Genomic DNA, 19,411 nt, shown 5'->3' with positions numbered 1-19,411 from the left:
AGTCACCGCTCCCACCGTAACCTTGCGCGGCAGCGCTCCTGCGCAAACCACGACCGCATCCAGTCAGAACGTCGTCAGCAACGAGCGCCGGGCACTTTTCTCCGCACGGCCGGATCATTGCGTTTCCTCCGGCTGCGGTTCGATGGGCGGATCGACGGGCTCGTCGTCCGGATCCGGTTGCGGCGAGTCGCCCGGCGGCGGTTCGTCACCCTTGTCATCGTCTTTCTTGCCGCCGTCGCCATCGTCGGGACCGCCGCCCTGCTGCTCATTGGCGGACACCTGCCACATCACGACCGTCGTGCCAGGCTGCGCGATGGCCGTGCCGTAGAAGCCGGTTACCGAGGCCAGCGACGATTTCTCGTCGGCGTCCTCCGGGCGGACGCTGATGTCGATGCGACGCACGCTGTCCAACGGGCTTTGCGTGACTTCCATGGTCCAGCGCCAGGTTCGGTCGCCCATCTCCACTTCATCGGAGGTCTTGTCGATCTTCGGTGCGTTGGGCGCCAGCCGGGTCAGCGTCAGCTGATTCATGGCTACCCAGTGAGCGATGGTTTTATCGCGCACGTAGGTGCTGTTGCGGGCAGTCTCGCTGATGGCCTGGATCGCCGCGAGCATGCCGAGCGAAACGATCACGAGCGCGGCGAGCACTTCGATCAGCGTGAAGCCACGCGTGCTATCGCGAGGAGGACTAACGCTTGGTCTGCTTCGCATTGCGCGCGTCCTTTTCCTTGTCCGTGGGCGGTTTCGTCTGCGCCACCAGCGACCAGGGTTCGGTGCCGGTGCGCCGCTCGAGGCGCAGGTCAGTATCCGGTTGCGACAGCACGCGCCAGATCGCCGGTTGCGAATCGCGCTCCAGCGCCAGATCAAACGGCATGATGTCGCCGCTGGAGAGAATGAAGACCTGCGGCAGCCACTTCGCGTCCTGCACCTTGTCGGAACGATCGACCGGACCGGGTTTCAGCACGATCTCGCGCGATTCGACCCACATGCGAAACCGCAACCCTTCGGGCAGGGCGCGCGGCGCGAACAATCGGTCGTCTTCGATGGGCAGCCAGCGTTTCTCGCGACCGTCGTAACGCAGGAACTCGTACCCGGTGGCCCACACGAACATGCCCAGATCGAGCCCCTGCAATTCGGTCTCTTCGCGGGCCTGCTTGAGAACTGCCCAGATGCGCTGCATCTGGTCCTCGGATTCGCGGTCGCGACCCAGCACGCCCATCGACAACGTCGCCGCCGAAACGATGACCCCGATGATGATCATGACGACCAGAATTTCCAGCAACGTGAATCCCGTGACGCCACGTCGAAAGTGGCGGCGGGTGGGCAGATGCATGGGCCGGTGCGTGCCTGGCATACGTGGCCGTGAAGGGACCGGTGAGTAACACCGGAGGCCCGGCGCAGCTCTTACTCTATATTCCAGTTACCGATGTCGGCGTTGATCCCTTCGCCGCCTTCGGCGTTGTCAGCGCCCAGCGTGAAGATGTCGTACTCGCCGTGGGAGCCGGGGCTCTGATAACGATAGTCGTTGCCCCAGGGATCCTTGCGCAGTCCGCTGATATAACCGCCCTCGCGCCAGTTGCGGATGGAGGTATCTCCTGGCTTTGCGACCAGCGCGCCGAGTCCCTGATCGGTGGTCGGATACTTGAAATTGTCCATGCGGAAAAGATTCAGGGCGGTCTCGTAGGAGCGTATGTCCTGCTTGGCCTTCGCTATCTGCGCATCATCGATCCGGCGAATGACGTTGGGGGCCACCAGGGCGGCGAGAATGCCCAGGATGACGACCACGACCATGATTTCGATCAGCGTGAAACCCTTCGGCAGACGCATGGAAGCCAATCGGGTCCGGCGGTAGGCAAGTGAAACAGGCATGTCATGCAATCCTTGTAGGCATTGAGGCAGGGGCGCGTATGAGCGTATCGATATATAGCCCCGCAAGAACGCGCCGGATGATAACAAAGCAATATGAAAGCATTGAGTGAGGGCCGTCCAGACAGGTTACAGCCCGCAACTTCTATCAGTCGAACGCAGGGACTCTGGCTGCTTGGACTTTTCTGCGGCATATCGGTTCTGCTGGCGATGGGGGGCGAGGCCGCGCGTCTTGCAATGCGATATGAGCGCGCGGCCGTGTTCGCTGGCGACTATTGGCGCCTGCTCACGGGGCATCTGGTCCACGGCAATCCTGCGCACCTTTCATTGAATCTGGCCGGACTCGGCCTGATTGCGGCGCTGTTCCCGCGGGATTTCACTCTCAGGCAATGGCTGATCGTGCTACTGGCCAGCATTATCAGTATCGATGCCGGTTTTGTTCTTTTTGAGCCACACCTGCAGTGGTATGTGGGTCTTTCGGGTGTGCTCCATGGGGCGCTCGCGGCCGGTGCGGTCGCGTGGTGGTGGCACGAAACCAAGCCTCTCGCCCTGGCGTTGACGGCTGTAGTGATCGGCAAGCTGGTCTGGGAACAATGGCAGGGGGCGCTGCCTCTTTCCGGCGACATGCCGGTGATCGTCGATGCCCATCTGTTCGGCGCCATCGGTGGCGCGATCGCAGCATTCGGCATCTGCCTGTATTCACAACGCTGGTCACTTCGACGCTGATCGCTATAATCGCGCGCCGTTTTTTCAGTCAGGATCAATAGATGTCGTTTGCGTTCGTGTTTCCAGGCCAGGGATCGCAATCCATTGGCATGTTGAGCGCACTCGCTGCTGCCGAGCCGCTCGTGCAGGAGACATTTGCCGAAGCGTCCGACGTGCTCGGCTACGATCTGTGGCAGCTCTGCCAGGCAGGGCCCGAAGAGCTGCTCGGAGCTACCGAACGCACCCAGCCAGCCATGCTGGCCGCTGGCGTCGCCACCTGGCGCGTCTGGCGCAAGCACGGCGGCGATCTGCCAGCTGCAATGGCCGGGCACAGCCTCGGTGAATACTCCGCGCTGGTCGCCTCAGGAGCTCTCGACTTCAAAACGGCGGCAGCACTGGTGCAATTCCGCGGTCAGGCCATGCAGGCAGCCGTGCCGGCAGGTCAAGGCGCCATGGCCGCCATCCTTGGCTCTGAAGATGCCGATGTCGAAGCTGCCTGCGCGGAAGCCGCGCAAGGCGAGATCGTGCAGGCCGCCAACTTCAATTCGCCAGGACAGATCGTCATTGCGGGCGCTGCGGCGGCAGTCGATCGCGCGATCGAGCTGCTCAAGTCGCGTGGCGCCAAGCGCGCGATCAAGTTGCCGGTGAGCGTGCCATCGCATAGTGCGATGATGGCGCCGGCCGCGGACAAGCTCGCGCAGCGCCTCCAGGAGACGCGCTTCGACGCACCGCAGGTGCGCGACATCTATACCGTCGATGTGCGCAAGCACGGCGATGCCGACGCCATCCGCGCGGCGCTGGTTCAGCAACTCGTCAAACCCGTGCGTTGGACGCAGACCATCCAGGCGATGGTCGGCAGCGGTGCGCGCGTGATCGTGGAATGCGGCCCAGGCCGCGTGTTGACCGGCCTCAATCGCCGCATAGAAAAGAGCAAGGAAATCACCATGCTTGCGATCGAAGATACCGAATCATTGCAGACCGCCCTGCAGGCATGCCGGGAGAACGCATGACTACTGCTTCCATGAACGACGACGTCGTGCTCGTTACCGGCGCGTCACGCGGCATCGGCAAGGCGATCGCACAGGAACTCGCGCAGCGCGGCGCGACGGTCATCGGCACTGCGACCAGCGAGAGCGGCGCGCAGGGGATCACTCAGTGGCTCAGCGACGGCGGCTTCAAGGGTCGCGGGCTGGTGCTGGACGTCTCGCAGCAGGATTCAGTCGATGCATTGCTGAAAGAAGTCGATGCGAAGGAAGGTTCGATCACGGTGCTGGTCAACAATGCCGGCATCACTCGCGACAATCTGTTGTTGCGCATGAAGCCCGACGAATGGGACGAGATCATGAATACGAACCTCGGTTCGGTTTATCGTCTCTCGAAGGCCGTGCTGCGCGGTATGATGAAGGCCCGTCGCGGCCGCATCATCAGCATCGCGTCGGTGGTCGGGGTCATGGGCAATGCCGGCCAGACCAACTACTCGGCGGCCAAGGCCGGTATCATTGGTTTCAGTAAATCGCTGGCTCGCGAAGTGGGTTCGCGCAACATCACCGTGAACGTCGTCGCACCCGGGTTCATCGCCACGGACATGACGGCGCAACTTGCGGCGGAACAGCAACAACAACTCGCAACACAGGTTGCACTCGGTCGTCTTGGCGCCCCTGAAGACATAGCCCATGCCGTCGCGTTCCTGGCGTCTCCCCAGGCGAGTTACATCACCGGGGAAACGCTGCACGTGAATGGCGGCATGTACATGGTTTGAGGTTGTCAAGTCGTTGTTATGCGGTCCCTTCAGGAAATGTTGGCCGCTTCAGTCACTTAACTTAGAATACGCCCCCCGTACGACCCTCCCCATAATAAAAGGGTCGGTCTCGAAGGGTTTCAAGCAGTCTCACAGAGGACTCGTACAGCAATGAGCAGTATCGAACAGCAAGTCAAAGCCATCGTCGCCGAACAGTTGGGCGTCAAAGAGGAAGAAGTCACCAACGACGCTTCCTTCGTGGACGATCTGGGCGCCGATTCACTCGACACCGTCGAGCTGGTGATGGCGCTGGAAGAAGAGTTCGAAACCGAGATTCCGGACGAAGACGCCGAGAAGATCACCACCGTGCAGCAGGCGATCGATTACATCACCGAACGCCGCGCACAGGCCTGAACCTTCAGGTGCGCGGCCATCAACGCCGCGCACCGTTTCGGGTTTCCGGATCGATCTGCTATGGAAGGCGGACCGGCCGATCGATTTCCTTCCTGCATAGCCGATCATCGAGGTAAGCGCTTGTCCAAGCGACGCGTCGTCATCACCGGTCTTGGCATCATTTCGCCCGTCGGCAGCACTGTCGAGGAGGCCTGGAAGAACGTACTCGGAGGCGTGAGCGGCATCGCTCCGATCAAGACGTTCGATGTCAGTGCTTTTCCCGTCCGCTTCCATGGGCCGGTTGCCGGCTTCGATGCAGAGAAATACCTGCCCGCGAAGGAACTGCGGCGCATGGATCCGTTCATGCACTACGGCTTTGCCGCAGCCATCGACGCATTCAAGGACTCGGGACTGAGCGTCACGCCGGAGAATTCTCCGCGCATCGGCGTGGCAATGGGTGCGGGCATCGGTGGCCTGCACACGATCGAAGAAAACTACGAGAAGTGGGTCGAGACGCACAGCCCCAAGAAGATTTCCCCGTTCTTCGTGCCCGGCAGCATCATCAACATGATCTCCGGCCACGTATCGATCCAGTTGAAACTGACCGGGCCCAACATCGCCACGGTCACTGCGTGTACGACATCGACACACGCAATCGGTCTCGCTGCACGTCTGATCCAGTACGGTGACGCGGACGTCATGATCGCCGGCGCCGGCGAGATGGCAACCACGCCGCTGGGCCTCGGCAGTTTCTGCCAGGCGCGCGCGCTTTCGACCCGCAATGACGATCCGCAGGCGGCCAGCCGCCCGTGGGATCGCGACCGTGACGGCTTCGTGCTGTCCGACGGCGCCGGTGCGTTGACGCTCGAGGAATATGAACATGCCAAGGCGCGCGGCGCGCATATCTATGCCGAACTCGTCGGCTTCGGCATGAGCGGCGATGCTCATCACATCACCGCACCGCCCGAAGACGGCGAGGGCGCACGTCTTGCGATGGCAAACGCACTGCGCGATGCGAAATTGAACCCGGCCGATGTTCAGTACATCAACGCCCATGCGACATCGACGGATCTCGGCGATCGCGCCGAAACGCTGGCGATGAAGCGCTGCTTTGGCGATCACGCATCGAAGGTCGCGGTGAGCTCCACCAAGTCGATGACCGGGCATCTGCTCGGCGCAGCGGGCGCCGTGGAAGCCATCTTCTCCGTGCTCGCGATTCGCGATCAGGTCGCGCCACCGACGATCAATCTCGACAATCCTGGTGAAGGATGCGACCTGGATTACGTGCCGAAAACGGCGCGCCCGATGTCGATCGACGTAGCCCTGTCGAACTCGTTCGGCTTCGGCGGCACCAACGGAAGCCTGATCTTCCGCAAGATCTGATTGCAAAGGCCATGAGTCCCGCGTCGGCGGTTCGACCTGTCACGGTCTCGCCGACCACCTTGCTCGGACTGCACGCGGCTAACCCGGAGCGTTATCCGGCCTTTTTCGAAAGCGCAGCGGCCGGCGAGCCGCTCGGCCGCTTCGACGTCCTGTTTGCATACCCGGGGGAGCGACTCACGCTTCACAGTGACCTGCTCCTGTCGGGGCCTGCAGGGATCGAATCCTCCGCGTCGTTCCTCGATGCACTCGATCGCTGGTGGAGTCGCGAACGCACCGCGTCCGATGACTCCTCACTGCCGTTTCGCGGCGGCTGGCTGGTGTACCTCGGTTACGAACTGGCTGCGCAGATCGAGCCGCGCCTGAGATTACCGGCATCGGCAGGCCTGGTGGCGCAGGCCGTGCGAATCCCGCTGGCCGTCATTCACCAACGCGGTACCGATCGCGGCTGGATCGTCGCCGAGCCGGGTTACGCAGCAAACGTCGACCTGATCGAAATGGATCTGGCTGCGGCTCCTCGATCTGCGCCGACACCGCAGCCACTGCTCGAAAGCGACATCGTCGAAGATCCCCCGCAACGCTATCTCGATGCAGTGACACGAGCGCTCGAGTACGTCGGCGCCGGGGATGTGTATCAGGCGAACCTCTCGCGGGGCTGGCAGGCGTCTCTGCGTCGGGGAGTGCAGCCACTGCATCTGTACCAGCGTTTGCGGCATACCAACCCAGGTCCGTTCTGCGCACTGGCCGTTCTCGATGGCATCGCCATCGTGAGTTCATCGCCGGAACGGCTCGTGTCGGTCCGAGATCACGTTGTCCAGACACGCCCGATCGCTGGCACCCGGCCGCGCGGTAGCGACGTGCATTCCGACGAATACCTTGCGAAGGAACTTCACGCGCATCCCAAGGAGCGCGCAGAACACGTCATGCTGATCGATCTCGAGCGCAATGATCTGGGCAGGATCTGTGAAGCCGGCAGCGTCCATGTCGATGAGTTCATGACCATCGAGTCCTATGCACATGTGCATCACATCGTCTCCAACGTGCGCGGCCGGTTGCGTGCCGACGTGACGCCAGGGCAGGTGCTCGCCGCGGTCTTTCCCGGCGGCACGATCACCGGGTGTCCGAAGGTTCGCTGCATGGAGATCATTGCGGAACTCGAAGGCGCGCCGCGCGGCGCTTACACTGGGTCCCTCGGCTATCTGAACCGCGACGGCAGCATGGATTTCAACATCCTCATTCGCTCGCTGGAAGTGCGAGGCGACAGCGTTTCGCTGCGTGCCGGCGCGGGGATCGTTGCCGATTCGATTCCGGAACGCGAGCTGGAGGAGACACGCGCGAAGGCGCGCGGCGTGCTGCGAGCGCTGACTGGTGCCGTGCCATGATCCGGGCGGCCTTGCACAACGGTGTGGCGATCACCGACCCGAGTCGCGCTGTATCGATCGACGATCGCGGTTTCAACTATGGCGACGGCCTGTTTGAAACAACGCTGCTGCGTGCCGGCAGCATCCGCTTTCTCGATACCCATCTGCAGCGTCTGCGCTCCGGCGCTGAACGCCTGGGTATCGAAGTCCCGTCGGCACTGGAGGCGGACATCGCGAACCTGAGCGCCTCCTGCGGTGATGGTGTTCTGAAGATCGTGATCACACGTGGCCCCGGCGGCCGCGGCTATCGACCGAGCCCCGGGGCGCCGGTCAATCGCATACTGAGCGTGCATCCTCTCCCGGCAACGGGAGAATCCAGCGGACTGACGTTGCGCTGGTGCGAGATGCGACTCAGCCGCAATGCCGCGCTGGCGGGCATGAAACATTTGAACCGCCTGGAGCAGGTGATGGCGCAGAACGAATGGCATGACCCCGGCATCGATGAGGGGCTGGTGTGCGACACCGAAGGCGAACTGGTAAGCGCAACTGCCAGCAACGTGTTCATCGTGCGCAACGGTGCGCTGCAGACGCCCGATCTTCGCTTCAGCGGTGTTCGTGGCGTGATGCGATCCCAGGTGCTGCGGGTCGCCGCGGAGCTTGGAATCCCATGCACCGAAGAGCCGCTCTGGCCGCACGATCTCGAAGAGGCGAACGAAGTGTTCCTGACCAATGCCGTACGCGGGATTCGTCCCGTCGCTGAACTGCAGGAACGACGCTGGCAGACATTTCCGATGTCCAGTCGGTTGTCGCAGGCGCTGAAGCTCTGATGCGCCGCCTGCTGCGAATCGTCTTCGTATTGTTCGTCCTGGCGGCGGCTGCCGCAGGTTTCGCCGCGTGGCGAGCCAGCGTCTGGCTGCACACACCCATTGCGGGACTCAGCGAACCCTCGGTCTTCGAAGTGGAGCGGGGTGCGTCACTGCGAGCTATCGCGACCGCATTGAATCGTCGTGGCTGGCTGGATCATCCGCAGGTCTGGATCGCGTGGGCCCGACTCAAGAAGCGCGAAGGTGACCTCAAGGCGGGTGAGTATGCATTGGCACCGGGACAGACGCCCCGCAGCCTGCTGGAGACGTTGAGCTCTGGCGCAGTCATTCTGCACGGCCTGACGTTCATCGAAGGCTCACGGGTGGCTGACATTCGCCGGCTCATTGCCGCCGATGAGTCCATCGGACAGACGCTCACCGGCAAATCGTCGGAAGACATCATGGGCAGTCTCGGCGCACCGGGCGTTCATCCGGAAGGGCAGTTTTTTCCGGATACCTATCGCTTTGCACGCGGCACGTCCGATCTGGAGCTGCTCGGAATGGCCTACAAGCGCATGCAGTCGGAACTGGATGCAGCCTGGCAGAATCGAGCGAAGGATCTGCCGCTCGCCACCAAGTACGAGGCGCTGATTCTTGCGTCGATCATCGAGAAGGAAACAGCGCTCGACAGCGAGCGCGCGAAGATCGGCGGCGTCTTCATCGAGCGGCTCAAGCGTGGCATGCGCCTGCAGACGGATCCGACGGTCATTTACGGCATCGAGAACTACGACGGCAACATTCGTCGCGCTGATCTGTTGCGCGACACGCCGTACAACACGTACACGCGCTCCGGTCTGCCGCCGACTCCGATCGCGCTGCCTGGCAGCGCATCATTGCGCGCCGCCGTGCAACCCGAAAAGACGGACGCACTGTTTTTCGTGGCGACAGGGAAGGGCGACGGCAGCCATTACTTTTCCGCGACGCTGGCCGAGCACAACGCTGCCGTGCAACGATACCTGCGCCGATTGCGTCAACAGAAAACGTCGAAATGACCCGCGCTAAATTCATCACGATCGAAGGCGGAGAGGGTGTCGGCAAATCGACGCAACTCACCGCGCTGCGCGAGTGGCTTGCACAGACTGGTCGCGATGTCCTGTTCACACGCGAACCCGGGGGCACGCCGCGAGCCGAACGCATACGCGAGTTGCTGCTCGAGAACACGAGCGAACCCATGCCGCCCCTGTGTGAGTTGCTGCTGGTCTTTGCCGCACGTTCCAGTCATCTCGACAATGTCATCCGGCCGGCGCTGGAGAAAGGTACGTGGGTGATCTGCGATCGCTTCACCGATGCGACCTATGCCTACCAGGGCGGCGGCCGCGGCATGGATAAGGCGCAAATTGCAGTGCTGGAACGACTGGTCCAGGGCGATCTGCGACCTGATCTGACGCTGTTACTCGATGCTCCGCTGGACCTGACGTCCGCGCGTGCGCAGAACCGCAACGCTGCAACCGGCACGGTGGATCGATTCGAGCGCGAGCAGCGCGCCTTCTTCGAACGCGTGCGTGACACGTATCTAGAGCGCGCGAGACAGGAACCTGAACGTTTTGCCGTGATCGATGCCGCTGCCGACCGAGACGCGGTCGCGATGGCGATCCGTTCGGCGATCGAGAGTCGGTGTCATGGCTGAAAACACATTCATACCACCGCCGTTACCACGGCTTTATCCCTGGCACGAGAGCGTCATCGAACAGATGAAAGGCGCGTGGGCTGCGGGTCGTCTGCCGCACGCGATCCTGTTGCAGGGCGCGGAAGGACTCGGCAAGCGCGAACTGGCCTCGTGGCTGGCTGCGGCCGTGCTCTGCGAAACGTCGACGGAGACTTTGCAACGCTGCGGCAAGTGCGCGAGCTGCCTGCTGATCGCGGCTGGCACGCACCCTGACTATTTCTGGGTGCGCCCCGAAGAAGACAAGCAACTCATCTCCGTCGATCAGATTCGCGATGCCACGACGCGCCTCACCAAGACCAGCTATCGGCAGGGCTACAAGATATCCATCGTCGATCCGGCACATCAGATGACGGTCGCGGCAGCCAATGGACTTCTCAAGACTCTGGAGGAGCCGACGTCGAACAGCCTGCTGATCCTGATCACGTCGCGGCCATCGTCGCTGTTGCCAACGGTTCGCAGTCGTTGCCAGAAGATCACATTGAGCAGTCCCAGTGCCGCAGAAACGCTGCAATGGCTGCAGACCGAAACCGGCGCCGCAGCGGATCCGGCGCTGATCGAATTCACCGGCAACGCGCCGCTGCGCGCCCGCGAATTCGCTGACGGGCGTTTTTCCTCGCTGGATTCGGACATGCAGGGGGCTCTCGGGGCACTCGTTGCGGGCCGGGTCGATGTGACGCACGTCGCAGCCGAGTGGACCAAGAAGAACGAACTGCCGGAGCTGCCGAACCGCCTGACCTGGCTGGATCTGTGGCTGACTTCGGTCGCCCGCATGGGAATTGGTGGAACTGCCGATCTGTTCACGTTCCCTGCGAGATCGGCGCACTTGCCAAGTCTGCCTGCCACGTTGAACATAAGTGCAATTTACGGGGTAGTGGACCAGATTCGCGCTCTCAAGGCGCAGTTGGCCCGCACGGCCCTGCAGCGCGAACTGGCTATGGAATCACTCCTGATAGCGGTGCTGCAGGTCATCGGACCGCCCCCCCAGGAACTGAGGAAGTGACCGGATGGTGATGCGGCAGCCCACGAGCAAGCCAGGGTTATTGACCCTGACGATCAAGGACAAGAGCGCCTTGTACCTGGCTTACATGCCGTTCGTGAAAAACGGCGGCCTGTTCATTCCGACGAACAGCAACTATCGACTCGGCGACGAGGTCTTCATGTTGCTGAACCTGATGGGCGAAGACGAAAAGCTTCCGGTCGCCGGCCGCGTCATCTGGATGACGCCGAAAGGCGCGCAGGGCAAGCGCACGGCGGGCATCGGCGTGCAGTTCAGCGATCAGGATCGCGGCAATACGCAGCGCAAGATCGAAAGCTACCTGGCTGGCGCGCTCGGCGGCGATAAGCCGACGCACACGATGTAACGACGCCCCTACTTCTACCTCTACTTCCTGGCGACGTCCGCCGCCTGCAGTCCGCCTCGAAGCACGGAGGCGTGGAATCCCCGCTCCGAAAGAATATAGGCGCCCGCCGAACTGCGCCGACCCGTGTCGCAGCACACGACGTAGTGCGTATCGCGATCCAGCGATTTCAGCTTCAGGCGAATGAAATACAGCGGCAGGTTGATCGCACCCTCCATGTGATAGTTCTCGTACTCGCTTGGCAGGCGCACGTCGAGCCACTTGGCGCCGCGGTCCACCAGGGCCTTGCCTTGCTCCAGATCGACCCATTGCAGCATCGGTTCATTCAGCAGCGTACGAAAGTCTTCCTTGCCGAGTCGCATGAGTGTGCCGTCGGTGATCATGCTGACGCTTGCGTTGCGCTTGGCGTCGGAGATCAGGGCCTCCTCGCCGAAGGTATCGCCCATGTTCAGTTCGGCAAGCTTGATTCCCGCTTTGTTGAGCGGAGTCTCGCGAACCACGGCGCACGTGCCCTTCACGATCACATAGAAGTAATCGCCTTCATCGCCCTGGCGGATGACTGTTTCGCCGGCCTTGTAATCCATGCGCTGCAGGCGCATGAAAATCGCCTGGATGTTCGCGGGCGGAATCCGGTGCAACGCCTTCGTCTGCAGCAGAGTAGTCATCCAGTCGTCTGAGGCCGGCTGATTCTCCTCATGCTTGAGTTCGCCGACCTCGTAGCTACCCGTCTGGTCCCAGGTCAGCATGACATCGAGCATGTCGCTGTCGATGGCCAGATACTCGATGCGGTCGGAAACCACGCGCGCGCCGTAGCGACGCGGGAGCTGCGGAGCAATCGGATTGCGGGCCTCGGGTGAACCGCCGCGCAACATGAGCACCGTGCGGCCGTTCTGCATCAGCTCGAGGACGCCGCTCACGAGATAGAAGGTGCGCTTATCCGAGTCGCCTTCCTTGAATAGCATCCGGCCGGCCGGCAGTTCGCGTAGCGCGGCTTTACGCGACAGGGAATGCAGGTTCTCGGTCTTCAGGCCATCGAGCGGTGAGAACGATCGCAACAGACTCAGTTCGAGCGTTTTGCTCTCCATCGGCTTACTTCAATACCTGCATCGACCGGGAAGGTGCGCCGTGGTTGCACGGGCGAAAGCATGGTAACACAGTGTTTTTCACCGGAATTCCGACGGTTTCGTAGCGCGCGTCACCGCGGCTACCGGACGGCATCCCAGCCGGGATCGGGTGCGAAACGCTCGCCGTGCGCTTGCTGCAATTGCTTGAGTCGCGTCACGACCGCATCGACGCCGCGCTCGCGCGCGTATTGCAGCGGACCGCCCCGGAACGGGGCGAAGCCGGCGCCGAAGATCACGCCCGCATCGACGAGGTCGGCATCGTCCACGACCTTCTCGCGCAATACCGCGACCGCTTCATTGACCAGCGACAGCAGCAGACGATCCTGAAGATCCGCCGGCGCCTGCTGGCCTGACGCGTCGGGCTTCTGCGGCTTGTCGTTCTGCCATTTGTAAAAACCTTCGCCCGTTTTCTTGCCGAACTGCTTCTGATCGAAGCGCGTCTGCAGCACCGCGGGCGCCGTCATCTGCCCGGACTGGAAAAACACCTTGCCCACGCTCATCACGACATCCAGGCCCACGACGTCGGCGAGTTCGATGGGCCCCAGCGGCATGCCGAAGTCTTCCGCAGCGCGATCGATCAACGCGAGCGGAATGCCTTCCTCTGCTGCCCGAATGGCTTCGCTGAGATAAGGCATCAGCACGCGGTTCACGAGAAAACCCGGCGAACTCATGCACGTGATCGCAAGCTTGTCGATCTGATGGGCGAACGCGGAGCCGCGTTGCACCACGCTCGTATCGCTCGTCTGCGCGCGAATCACTTCGACCAGCGGCATGCGTGCGACGGGATTGAAGAAGTGCAGACCGATCAGGCGCGACGGATTCGCCAGTTTGGCCGACAGCTGTTCGAGCACGATGCTCGAGGTATTGGTCGCGAGCACCGCGGCAGGCTTCATGCGAGGCTCGAGGCGGGCATAGAGTTCTTGCTTCGCCTCGAGGTTCTCGAAGATGGCCTCGATGACGACGTCCGCATCGGGTACGCCTGCGCCTTCGACATCGCCCTTCAGTCGTGCAAACGTCTGCGCGCTCCTGGTCGCGTCCGGATAGCGCTTGTCGAAAAATGCCTTGGCGCGCTCGAGCGCCGGTGTGATGTATTTCAGTTCGCGGTCCTGCAGAGTGACCGTCATGCCGCGTGCGGCACACCACGCGGCGATATCGCCGCCCATCACACCTGCACCGACGACATGAACATGCTTCGCCGGTTCTGCGCCTGACTTGCCGGCGGATTTGAGCCGCTCCTGCAGAAAGAACACGCGGACGAGATTGCGCGAGGCCGGGGTACACAGAAGCTGCCCCATGGAGCGCGCTTCAGCCTCGTAGGCCTGCGGACCTTTGCCGCCGTGTTCCTGCCACAGGTCGATGAGCGCATAGGGCGCCGGGTAATGTTCTGGCCGCACGCGCTTCGCTACCTGCGCTCGCATCTGACCCGCCAGAATCGGCCGGAGCGGCGCGAGATTCAGCAGCCGGTTTTTCAGGCTCGCGCCGCGTTGCGGAGGAGGATCTAGTGCGATTTCTCTGGCGATCTGATTCAACTGCGCCGGTGGTGCAATTCGATCCACGAGCCCCATTTGCAGCGCCTTCTGCGGCCGCAGCGTGCGCCCCGTGAGCATCAGATCCATTGCAGCGATCGGTCCGGCGAGGCGAACGGCGCGGACGGTGCCGCCCAGCCCGGGATGAACGCCCAGCATCACTTCCGGAAATCCGAGCGTGATCGACGGATCGTCTGCAACGACCCGGAATTTGCAGGCCAGTGCGAGTTCAAGCCCGCCGCCGAGCGCAAAGCCATTGATCGCCGCCACGGTGGCACAGGGCAGCGATTCCAGACGGTCCAGCACCTGCTGGCCCTGTCGGATCATCGCGTAGGCCTCATCCGGCGACTGGATGCCGATGAATTCCTTGATGTCGGCCCCGGCAACGAAACCGCCTTTCTTGGCTGACGTGATGATCAGGGCCCGGGGTCGCGAGGCATGCAGAGCGTCGAGGTGCGCATTCAACTCTTCCATGACAGCGCGCGACAGGCTGTTGGCCGAGGCGCCGGCTTTGTCGATGGCGAGCCAGGCGACACCCGATTCATCGGTGGTCAAAGTCCAGTTGGCGGTATCCGGCATGGCGTCCTCACTGCAAAGTGGAGTCTGGCGCTCAGGCGCCTGGGCGGCGCACCTGGAAATCACAGATCAACGGCCGGTGATCGGAAAAGCGGACATCCGGGACGTCGAAATAGGTGATCTCGATACCGTTCGAATACAGCACGAAATCCAGTTCCTTGCGGGGATTGCGGCTGGGATAGGAGGGCATGCCGGTGCGGTTGGCACTCTTGAGTCCCGATGCCTCCATGAACAGGTAGATCTCGTGATCGCCCCAGAACGTATTGAAGTCACCCGCCACGATGACCGGCTTGGTCGCGCGTTTCACCAGTTCATGCAGATGTCGCAGCTGGTCGTGGCGATGCCGGAACTTGAGTGACAGGTGCACCAGGAAGATGGCGCAATCCTCCAGTTCCAGCTCGATGATCAGCCGCTTGATCCCGGTTTCGAAATAGTGGAACCGCTCGCCTTCGACGCGAGGCGCAGCCAGGAATGCATTCCCCTGCTTGCGTACGATTGGCAGGAACTGGTTGAAGGACGCCGCGCCGTACTTGCACTGGTACATCGAGTAATGACCCAGGGCATTGGCGATCTGCGTGGCCTGATTCACCAGGCCCGAACGGATGGAACCTGTATCGACTTCGATCAGACCCACGAGGTCGGGATCGAGGGACTTCAGGTACGCGGTGAGCTGTTCGAGTACCCGCGAATTGCTGCGCAGATAACCGGCGCCGGGAATGGGCAGATGGAATGCCGGACCAGTGCCAGTTGCGTACCGGATGTTGTACAGGACGAAGCGCATGTGGGGCGGCAGGGTGGCACGGAGGCGCGGCGGAATCGCAGCGCCGCATTCTATAGCAGGCCCAAGGTAATAAGCTGTCCGCCAGACCCGCAATCGCTGGACTCAAGGCTGCTGCCCAACCACATTCTCGATTAAGATTCAGCCGCGTTTCTCGGTCTCGCGGGTGCAGGGGTGACACTTGAACGGTATTTCGGAGCGGAACCCGGTTCGTATCTTCGTCGTCCATGCTTTCCAGCCAGCCGAGGACTACGACCGCGTGTTCGAATATCTGGAGAGCTCGCACAACTTCTACTACAAGAACTGCAGCAATCCGGGCCTGCACGTGACTGACAAGGACGCCATGAAGGACGAGTTGCGCAAGCAGATCTCCCTGTCGGAAATCGTGGTCGTGCCGTCCGGCATGTACGCCAGCCACCGCGAGATCATGGATTTCGCGGTGCACTGCGCCAAGGGCCTGAACAAGCCCATCGTGGTTCTCGAATCGTTCGGGGTAAAACAGAAAATACCGGTTCAGCTGGAGGCGCTGGGCGACGAAACCATCGAATGGAACGAGCGTGAAATCGTCGATGCCATCCGCCGCCAGGCCCGCCATGAAAACACGGCCCGCTGGGACGTCATCGATTTCAAGATGGACTGAGGTCGATCCGACGTCCCGCTGTGGTCACGACTTCAGCAGCTGTGGGTCCGACTTAGTCGGACACCTCCCGCCGCTCTCAATCTTCGCTGTTGACTGCCCGCAGCTTCGGCGGACGCTGGAACATCTGACCCCGCGCCAGGGCACCCAGCATGTTCACTATCCTCATGGCGATTCGGCCAGCTTCCATGTCGGACATCTTCCGTACCGTGGCCTGCTCGGCAGTTTCGCCGCGCAGTGGTCGAACACACGACATGCAGTCAGCCACAGAGCAGAATTCCTCGCGGATTTCCTTGGGTAGCTCGTCCTGGTCGATGGTGGCAAGGTGCGTCTTGTACGCGTCGATCAAGCGCTGCTTGATCGGGCCACTCGAAGCGAGGATCGCTGTTGCGGCAAAGAGATGTTCCCAAGCGCTGCTCATCGCTACTGACTCCCGGCAAAAATGGAGTGAGTGGATCATTTGCCGGGTCCTCTGTGACGTTGAAACAACGACAGGCCGGGACGCGCAAATGTTGAGGAATTACTTTAAGTGTGCCGGTGATTTTTCTATTGATCACTCAAGCCACTAGCGTCGAAATATACACCCGCGACTTCGAAAGGCAACCCGACTGGTGCAGATTTTTTCGGACCATGCTTGCTCAGAAAATGAGCAATCGGCACTAAATCGGGGCAACGACTGATGGCTGAGAGGTCGGCCCCGGGTCCGATTTGACATGTCCCGGGTGTGGCGGCTATCCCGAGAACCCGGCGGACGGGGTGGAATGCCTGGATCGAGGTAGTGATTCCTCGCCGCTGCAAAGATTCGATCGACTCCGCTCTGCCTCTCCCGGGCAACGAAACCCGGGAAGGGTGCAGAAAAAGCAGCGGATGCTTCTAGTACCTGTAGACGATACCGATCTTGAACTGATCCAGATCGGGGGTGCCGTCCGCTTCGCTCAAATCGAGCCAGTGCCTCTCATAGGCGGCGCGCAGCGAATAGCCGGCGGACAGGTCCCAGCGCACCCCGACGCCCACTTCATATTCGAATCCGTCGATGCTCCGCGTGTCCTGCACGGTGCCACAGATATAACCCCACCAGGGATCCCACCAGCACACGTTTTGCGGTCGGCCGTCGGGGATGTTGGTATCGATGAACGCCCAACCGATGCCTGCCTTGACGTAGGGCGTTACCGGGCCGTCGATGAAGTTGTAGTGGAGGGACGCGCGTGGTGTGAAGGCTTCGTAGCTGCCGCTGACCCCCACAGTGCCCAGAGGCACGGGTGGATTGCCATCCGATGCGGTCTGCAATGTCGCGTCGTAGTCGACATCGTTCCAGTCGAGCGCGAACTGCACTTCGAGTTTGTCGCTGATCCGGTAGCCGAAGGCGATCGCCAGTCCGAAGTCGTCGTCCAGGGAAGCGGATGAGCCGCCGTTGAAGTCCAGGTCCTGGCTCAACTGATAAATCACATCGGCGCCGAATTCCCAACCGGTGCCTCTTTCCGCACTGGCGGTGGCGCTGGCGAGCACGCCGGCAGCGAGCGAGGTCAGAGTCACTAGAACTTGTTTCATGACCACTCCTTCCATTCATCAGTCGGCAGTTGAAAGATCAATCAAGTCGTCTTGCCGCGTGAGGCATCCAACGCTTTCTTCAGCAGCTCCGCCCAGCGACGGATCTCCCGCCGCGCATCGGCGTTGTTGGTCACAGAGTCTGTCCATGTCCATTGCCCACCCTCCATGTCTTCACGACGGTCGTACGCGCGGCTCAGCAGCTGGCCGGTGACCGAATCATGCAACTCGGCGATCAGGGTCATCTCACCGGAGCTGGTCGTGTACGTCCGGACGCGAGCGGCGGTCTGCATCGAGACGTCCGGCGCGTTGATATAGAGATTCACGATCGCCGCATGGACGTCGAGCACGTCCTTCGCCGGTTCCGTGACGATCTGGTAACCGCCTTTTTCCTGCAGTACCTGCTTGAAGACATCCGCGAAGGCATCCTGAAGATCCTTCTTGATCTTCTCGCGATCCGGCTTGTTCATCTGGTAGAGCACGGAATCGTTCTCGGGCTTCCAGTTCTTGCTGAACTCGACCTCGATGGGCCGCAGGATCAGTTTGTCGTACTGCGCGAGATTCGCTTCGGGAACCTTGTAGACCGCGTCCATACCCTTGATATCGACCCGCACTAGCCCCTGATTGGCGGACGCGTCGTCAATGGGTGATTTCTGCGTCGTGGTCGCGCATCCTCCGACCAGCAGCACTGCGACAAATGCGTAGACACAGAAATGGCGATTCACGCTTTCTTCTCCGGTTATGGTCACGCTCCGGATGCATGTTGCCGGTAAGCTGGGGTCGCGACACTCAGTAGTTGGGGCAACTGGCACCCAGGGTGGATAGAGCTGCCGCCGCGCCCGGTCTCGACTCAGAATGCACCGATGATGAAGGCAAGCGGTCCGTCGTACTCGAAACGCAACTTGCCGTTGAAGCGGTCAGCGTCCACGTCGACATGGGTGGAGAACGTGTTGTAGCCCACACCCACGCCGAAATTGCGGAAGGGCTGCCAGTTCAAGCTGATCTTGTAGTCCTGCAGGCTGCCGTCGTACTGGTCGATCTTGATCGCGAAATACTGCGCCTGGGCATCGACATAGAACTGGTCGTTCAGTGCCCAGGTGCCTCGCAGGCCAATGACTGGCAACGGCCCATTCCCATCGGCGGTTTCCTTCAGATCAATGCCGCCCAAACCGGCATTGCTCGAAGCGTCGGCGCGCAGCCCGGCCGTGATACTCAGGTTGTGCAGCCCGATCGTGCCGGCGACTTCATAGGTGTCGCGTTTCAGGAAGGAGTATTCGTAAGCGAGTTCGATGATTTCGACATCGAGATCGACGCGCACGTTGGCGTTGAGCGGGAAGGTCGTATCACCATATTCAATGTCGCGATCGATGGTGCGTTCGTTGCTCGAACTGTTGTCGAAATACATGAACCGCAGCTTGTGTCGGTCGAAGAAGCGCCAGTAACCATCGATGCGAAATCGATCGCTCGTGGAGACTCCAAGGTCCCTTTCGAAATTCACCTCACTGCCAGTGCTTCCAGCTTCTCCGTCGAGGCGCACCGTGGTGTCGGTGTCGAGAAAGAACACGCCAAGACTGATGTTCAACTTCTGGTTGATCGGCCAGAGGGGGTCTGCATGCGCGATTCCATGACAGGCGATCAGGCAAAGCGATGCAAGGAGCTGTGCGAATCTATTCATGGCGGTTGACCTCAATGCTGCATTGGAACCACTGGCGCCGGCGCCCACCGAAGGACCGGGGCATCATGCCGCTCGAACCACGATTGACGTTGTAGCGCTGCGCCCATCTCACGCGAGTAGTGATCCCGGTCGCTGACCCATGGCACATCCCGTGTGTGAACCCGGCTCCAGCACCGGGCAGAGCCGCATGCTGCAACGTGGCGACAAATCAGGCAGTACG

Annotated in this window: 22 protein-coding genes; 12 read left to right on the top strand and 10 right to left on the bottom strand. The window is 61.5% G+C overall.

The window, feature by feature from the left end:
• Nucleotides 1–114: 114 nt before the first annotated feature.
• The 3 genes from gspI to gspG all read right to left on the bottom strand — a co-directional run bounded on the left by gspI (nucleotide 115) and on the right by gspG (nucleotide 1,869).
• Nucleotides 115–711, bottom strand: coding sequence for a type II secretion system minor pseudopilin GspI (gspI, locus tag VIZ63_RS07300; protein WP_331608877.1), 597 nt, complete (start codon nucleotides 709–711; stop codon nucleotides 115–117).
• Nucleotides 689–1,333, bottom strand: a complete 645-nt coding sequence (gene gspH, locus VIZ63_RS07295) for a type II secretion system minor pseudopilin GspH (RefSeq protein ID WP_331608875.1) — start codon at nucleotides 1,331–1,333, stop codon at nucleotides 689–691. Before gspH ends, gspI begins: the two co-directional genes overlap by 23 nt.
• A 71-nt stretch (nucleotides 1,334–1,404) precedes the next feature.
• Complete coding sequence (gene gspG, locus VIZ63_RS07290) at nucleotides 1,405–1,869, bottom strand: type II secretion system major pseudopilin GspG (RefSeq protein ID WP_331608874.1); 465 nt, start codon at nucleotides 1,867–1,869, stop codon at nucleotides 1,405–1,407.
• 93 nt (nucleotides 1,870–1,962) lie between these two features.
• Between gspG and rrtA the strand changes: the two genes are divergently transcribed.
• From rrtA to VIZ63_RS07235, 11 genes are all read left to right on the top strand, one after another.
• Nucleotides 1,963–2,592: a rhombosortase gene (gene rrtA, locus VIZ63_RS07285; protein WP_331608873.1), complete on the top strand. Its 630-nt coding sequence runs from the start codon at nucleotides 1,963–1,965 to the stop codon at nucleotides 2,590–2,592.
• A gap of 41 nt (nucleotides 2,593–2,633) precedes the next feature.
• Nucleotides 2,634–3,581: an ACP S-malonyltransferase gene (gene fabD / locus VIZ63_RS07280; RefSeq protein ID WP_331608872.1), complete on the top strand. Its 948-nt coding sequence runs from the start codon at nucleotides 2,634–2,636 to the stop codon at nucleotides 3,579–3,581.
• Nucleotides 3,578–4,330, top strand: coding sequence for a 3-oxoacyl-ACP reductase FabG (gene fabG, locus VIZ63_RS07275; RefSeq protein WP_349261147.1), 753 nt, complete (start codon nucleotides 3,578–3,580; stop codon nucleotides 4,328–4,330). Before fabD ends, fabG begins: the two co-directional genes overlap by 4 nt.
• Nucleotides 4,331–4,480: 150 nt before the next feature.
• Nucleotides 4,481–4,723, top strand: coding sequence for an acyl carrier protein (acpP, locus tag VIZ63_RS07270; RefSeq protein WP_184329849.1), 243 nt, complete (start codon nucleotides 4,481–4,483; stop codon nucleotides 4,721–4,723).
• Nucleotides 4,724–4,843: 120 nt separating this feature from the next.
• A complete protein-coding gene (gene fabF, locus VIZ63_RS07265; protein ID WP_331608871.1) occupies nucleotides 4,844–6,085 on the top strand; it encodes a beta-ketoacyl-ACP synthase II in 1,242 nt (413 codons plus the stop codon).
• 11 nt (nucleotides 6,086–6,096) lie between these two features.
• Nucleotides 6,097–7,464 carry an aminodeoxychorismate synthase component I gene (locus VIZ63_RS07260; protein WP_331608870.1) on the top strand — a complete coding sequence of 456 codons (1,368 nt, stop codon included), beginning with the start codon at nucleotides 6,097–6,099 and terminating at the stop codon, nucleotides 7,462–7,464.
• Nucleotides 7,461–8,270, top strand: a complete 810-nt coding sequence (gene pabC, locus VIZ63_RS07255) for an aminodeoxychorismate lyase (RefSeq protein ID WP_331608869.1) — start codon at nucleotides 7,461–7,463, stop codon at nucleotides 8,268–8,270. The genes VIZ63_RS07260 and pabC overlap by 4 nt, the downstream gene beginning before the upstream one ends.
• Nucleotides 8,270–9,298: an endolytic transglycosylase MltG gene (mltG, locus tag VIZ63_RS07250; protein WP_331608868.1), complete on the top strand. Its 1,029-nt coding sequence runs from the start codon at nucleotides 8,270–8,272 to the stop codon at nucleotides 9,296–9,298. The genes pabC and mltG overlap by 1 nt, the downstream gene beginning before the upstream one ends.
• Nucleotides 9,295–9,933 (top strand): dTMP kinase, encoded by a 639-nt coding sequence (gene tmk, locus VIZ63_RS07245; RefSeq protein WP_331608867.1) that lies wholly within the window; start codon nucleotides 9,295–9,297, stop codon nucleotides 9,931–9,933. The genes mltG and tmk overlap by 4 nt, the downstream gene beginning before the upstream one ends.
• Entirely contained in the window at nucleotides 9,926–10,972 is a 1,047-nt protein-coding gene (holB, locus tag VIZ63_RS07240) for a DNA polymerase III subunit delta' (RefSeq protein WP_331608866.1), read from the top strand. Before tmk ends, holB begins: the two co-directional genes overlap by 8 nt.
• Before the next feature lie 10 nt (nucleotides 10,973–10,982).
• Entirely contained in the window at nucleotides 10,983–11,333 is a 351-nt protein-coding gene (locus VIZ63_RS07235) for a PilZ domain-containing protein (RefSeq protein ID WP_331608880.1), read from the top strand.
• 20 nt (nucleotides 11,334–11,353) lie between these two features.
• Here the strand turns inward: VIZ63_RS07235 and VIZ63_RS07230 are convergent, their stop codons facing one another.
• The 3 genes from VIZ63_RS07230 to VIZ63_RS07220 form a co-directional block, all read right to left on the bottom strand.
• Entirely contained in the window at nucleotides 11,354–12,415 is a 1,062-nt protein-coding gene (locus tag VIZ63_RS07230) for a cyclic nucleotide-binding domain-containing protein (protein WP_331608865.1), read from the bottom strand.
• A gap of 119 nt (nucleotides 12,416–12,534) precedes the next feature.
• Complete coding sequence (locus VIZ63_RS07225; RefSeq protein WP_331608864.1) at nucleotides 12,535–14,559, bottom strand: 3-hydroxyacyl-CoA dehydrogenase NAD-binding domain-containing protein; 2,025 nt, start codon at nucleotides 14,557–14,559, stop codon at nucleotides 12,535–12,537.
• A 31-nt stretch (nucleotides 14,560–14,590) separates the two neighbouring features.
• Entirely contained in the window at nucleotides 14,591–15,337 is a 747-nt protein-coding gene (locus tag VIZ63_RS07220; protein WP_331608863.1) for an endonuclease/exonuclease/phosphatase family protein, read from the bottom strand.
• Nucleotides 15,338–15,515: 178 nt separating this feature from the next.
• Between VIZ63_RS07220 and VIZ63_RS07215 the strand changes: the two genes are divergently transcribed.
• Nucleotides 15,516–15,974, top strand: a complete 459-nt coding sequence (locus tag VIZ63_RS07215) for a hypothetical protein (protein WP_331608862.1) — start codon at nucleotides 15,516–15,518, stop codon at nucleotides 15,972–15,974.
• Nucleotides 15,975–16,050: 76 nt separating this feature from the next.
• Here the strand turns inward: VIZ63_RS07215 and VIZ63_RS07210 are convergent, their stop codons facing one another.
• The 4 genes from VIZ63_RS07210 to VIZ63_RS07195 all read right to left on the bottom strand — a co-directional run bounded on the left by VIZ63_RS07210 (nucleotide 16,051) and on the right by VIZ63_RS07195 (nucleotide 19,191).
• The gene (locus VIZ63_RS07210) at nucleotides 16,051–16,431 is read right to left on the bottom strand and encodes a hypothetical protein (RefSeq protein WP_331608861.1); all 381 of its coding nucleotides are present in this window, start codon (nucleotides 16,429–16,431) and stop codon (nucleotides 16,051–16,053) included.
• Between the two features lie 413 nt (nucleotides 16,432–16,844).
• Entirely contained in the window at nucleotides 16,845–17,519 is a 675-nt protein-coding gene (locus tag VIZ63_RS07205; protein ID WP_331608860.1) for an outer membrane beta-barrel protein, read from the bottom strand.
• Nucleotides 17,520–17,560: 41 nt separating this feature from the next.
• Nucleotides 17,561–18,241 (bottom strand): DUF3313 family protein, encoded by a 681-nt coding sequence (locus tag VIZ63_RS07200; RefSeq protein ID WP_331608859.1) that lies wholly within the window; start codon nucleotides 18,239–18,241, stop codon nucleotides 17,561–17,563.
• Nucleotides 18,242–18,366: 125 nt separating this feature from the next.
• A complete protein-coding gene (locus VIZ63_RS07195) occupies nucleotides 18,367–19,191 on the bottom strand; it encodes a hypothetical protein (protein ID WP_331608858.1) in 825 nt (274 codons plus the stop codon).
• Nucleotides 19,192–19,411: the final 220 nt, after the last annotated feature.

The organism is Povalibacter sp. (genome assembly GCF_036520495.1).
Lineage (GTDB): Bacteria > Pseudomonadota > Gammaproteobacteria > Steroidobacterales > Steroidobacteraceae > Steroidobacter.
This window is presented reverse-complemented; position numbering and strand designations above follow the sequence as displayed.

Excerpts from the sequence above, each read along its gene's own strand:
- gspI (WP_331608877.1), bottom strand. The coding sequence starts at position 711 with ATGCGAAGCAGACCAAGCGTTAGTCCTCCTCGCGATAGCACGCGTGGC.
- gspH (WP_331608875.1), bottom strand. The coding sequence starts at position 1,333 with ATGCATCTGCCCACCCGCCGCCACTTTCGACGTGGCGTCACGGGATTC.
- gspG (WP_331608874.1), bottom strand. The coding sequence starts at position 1,869 with ATGCCTGTTTCACTTGCCTACCGCCGGACCCGATTGGCTTCCATGCGT.
- rrtA (WP_331608873.1), top strand. The coding sequence starts at position 1,963 with ATGAAAGCATTGAGTGAGGGCCGTCCAGACAGGTTACAGCCCGCAACT.
- fabD (WP_331608872.1), top strand. The coding sequence starts at position 2,634 with ATGTCGTTTGCGTTCGTGTTTCCAGGCCAGGGATCGCAATCCATTGGC.
- fabG (WP_349261147.1), top strand. The coding sequence starts at position 3,578 with ATGACTACTGCTTCCATGAACGACGACGTCGTGCTCGTTACCGGCGCG.
- acpP (WP_184329849.1), top strand. The coding sequence starts at position 4,481 with ATGAGCAGTATCGAACAGCAAGTCAAAGCCATCGTCGCCGAACAGTTG.
- VIZ63_RS07260 (WP_331608870.1), top strand. The coding sequence starts at position 6,097 with ATGAGTCCCGCGTCGGCGGTTCGACCTGTCACGGTCTCGCCGACCACC.
- pabC (WP_331608869.1), top strand. The coding sequence starts at position 7,461 with ATGATCCGGGCGGCCTTGCACAACGGTGTGGCGATCACCGACCCGAGT.
- mltG (WP_331608868.1), top strand. The coding sequence starts at position 8,270 with ATGCGCCGCCTGCTGCGAATCGTCTTCGTATTGTTCGTCCTGGCGGCG.
- tmk (WP_331608867.1), top strand. The coding sequence starts at position 9,295 with ATGACCCGCGCTAAATTCATCACGATCGAAGGCGGAGAGGGTGTCGGC.
- holB (WP_331608866.1), top strand. The coding sequence starts at position 9,926 with ATGGCTGAAAACACATTCATACCACCGCCGTTACCACGGCTTTATCCC.
- VIZ63_RS07235 (WP_331608880.1), top strand. The coding sequence starts at position 10,983 with ATGCGGCAGCCCACGAGCAAGCCAGGGTTATTGACCCTGACGATCAAG.
- VIZ63_RS07230 (WP_331608865.1), bottom strand. The coding sequence starts at position 12,415 with ATGGAGAGCAAAACGCTCGAACTGAGTCTGTTGCGATCGTTCTCACCG.
- VIZ63_RS07225 (WP_331608864.1), bottom strand. The coding sequence starts at position 14,559 with ATGCCGGATACCGCCAACTGGACTTTGACCACCGATGAATCGGGTGTC.
- VIZ63_RS07220 (WP_331608863.1), bottom strand. The coding sequence starts at position 15,337 with ATGCGCTTCGTCCTGTACAACATCCGGTACGCAACTGGCACTGGTCCG.
- VIZ63_RS07210 (WP_331608861.1), bottom strand. The coding sequence starts at position 16,431 with ATGATCCACTCACTCCATTTTTGCCGGGAGTCAGTAGCGATGAGCAGC.
- VIZ63_RS07205 (WP_331608860.1), bottom strand. The coding sequence starts at position 17,519 with ATGAAACAAGTTCTAGTGACTCTGACCTCGCTCGCTGCCGGCGTGCTC.
- VIZ63_RS07195 (WP_331608858.1), bottom strand. The coding sequence starts at position 19,191 with ATGAATAGATTCGCACAGCTCCTTGCATCGCTTTGCCTGATCGCCTGT.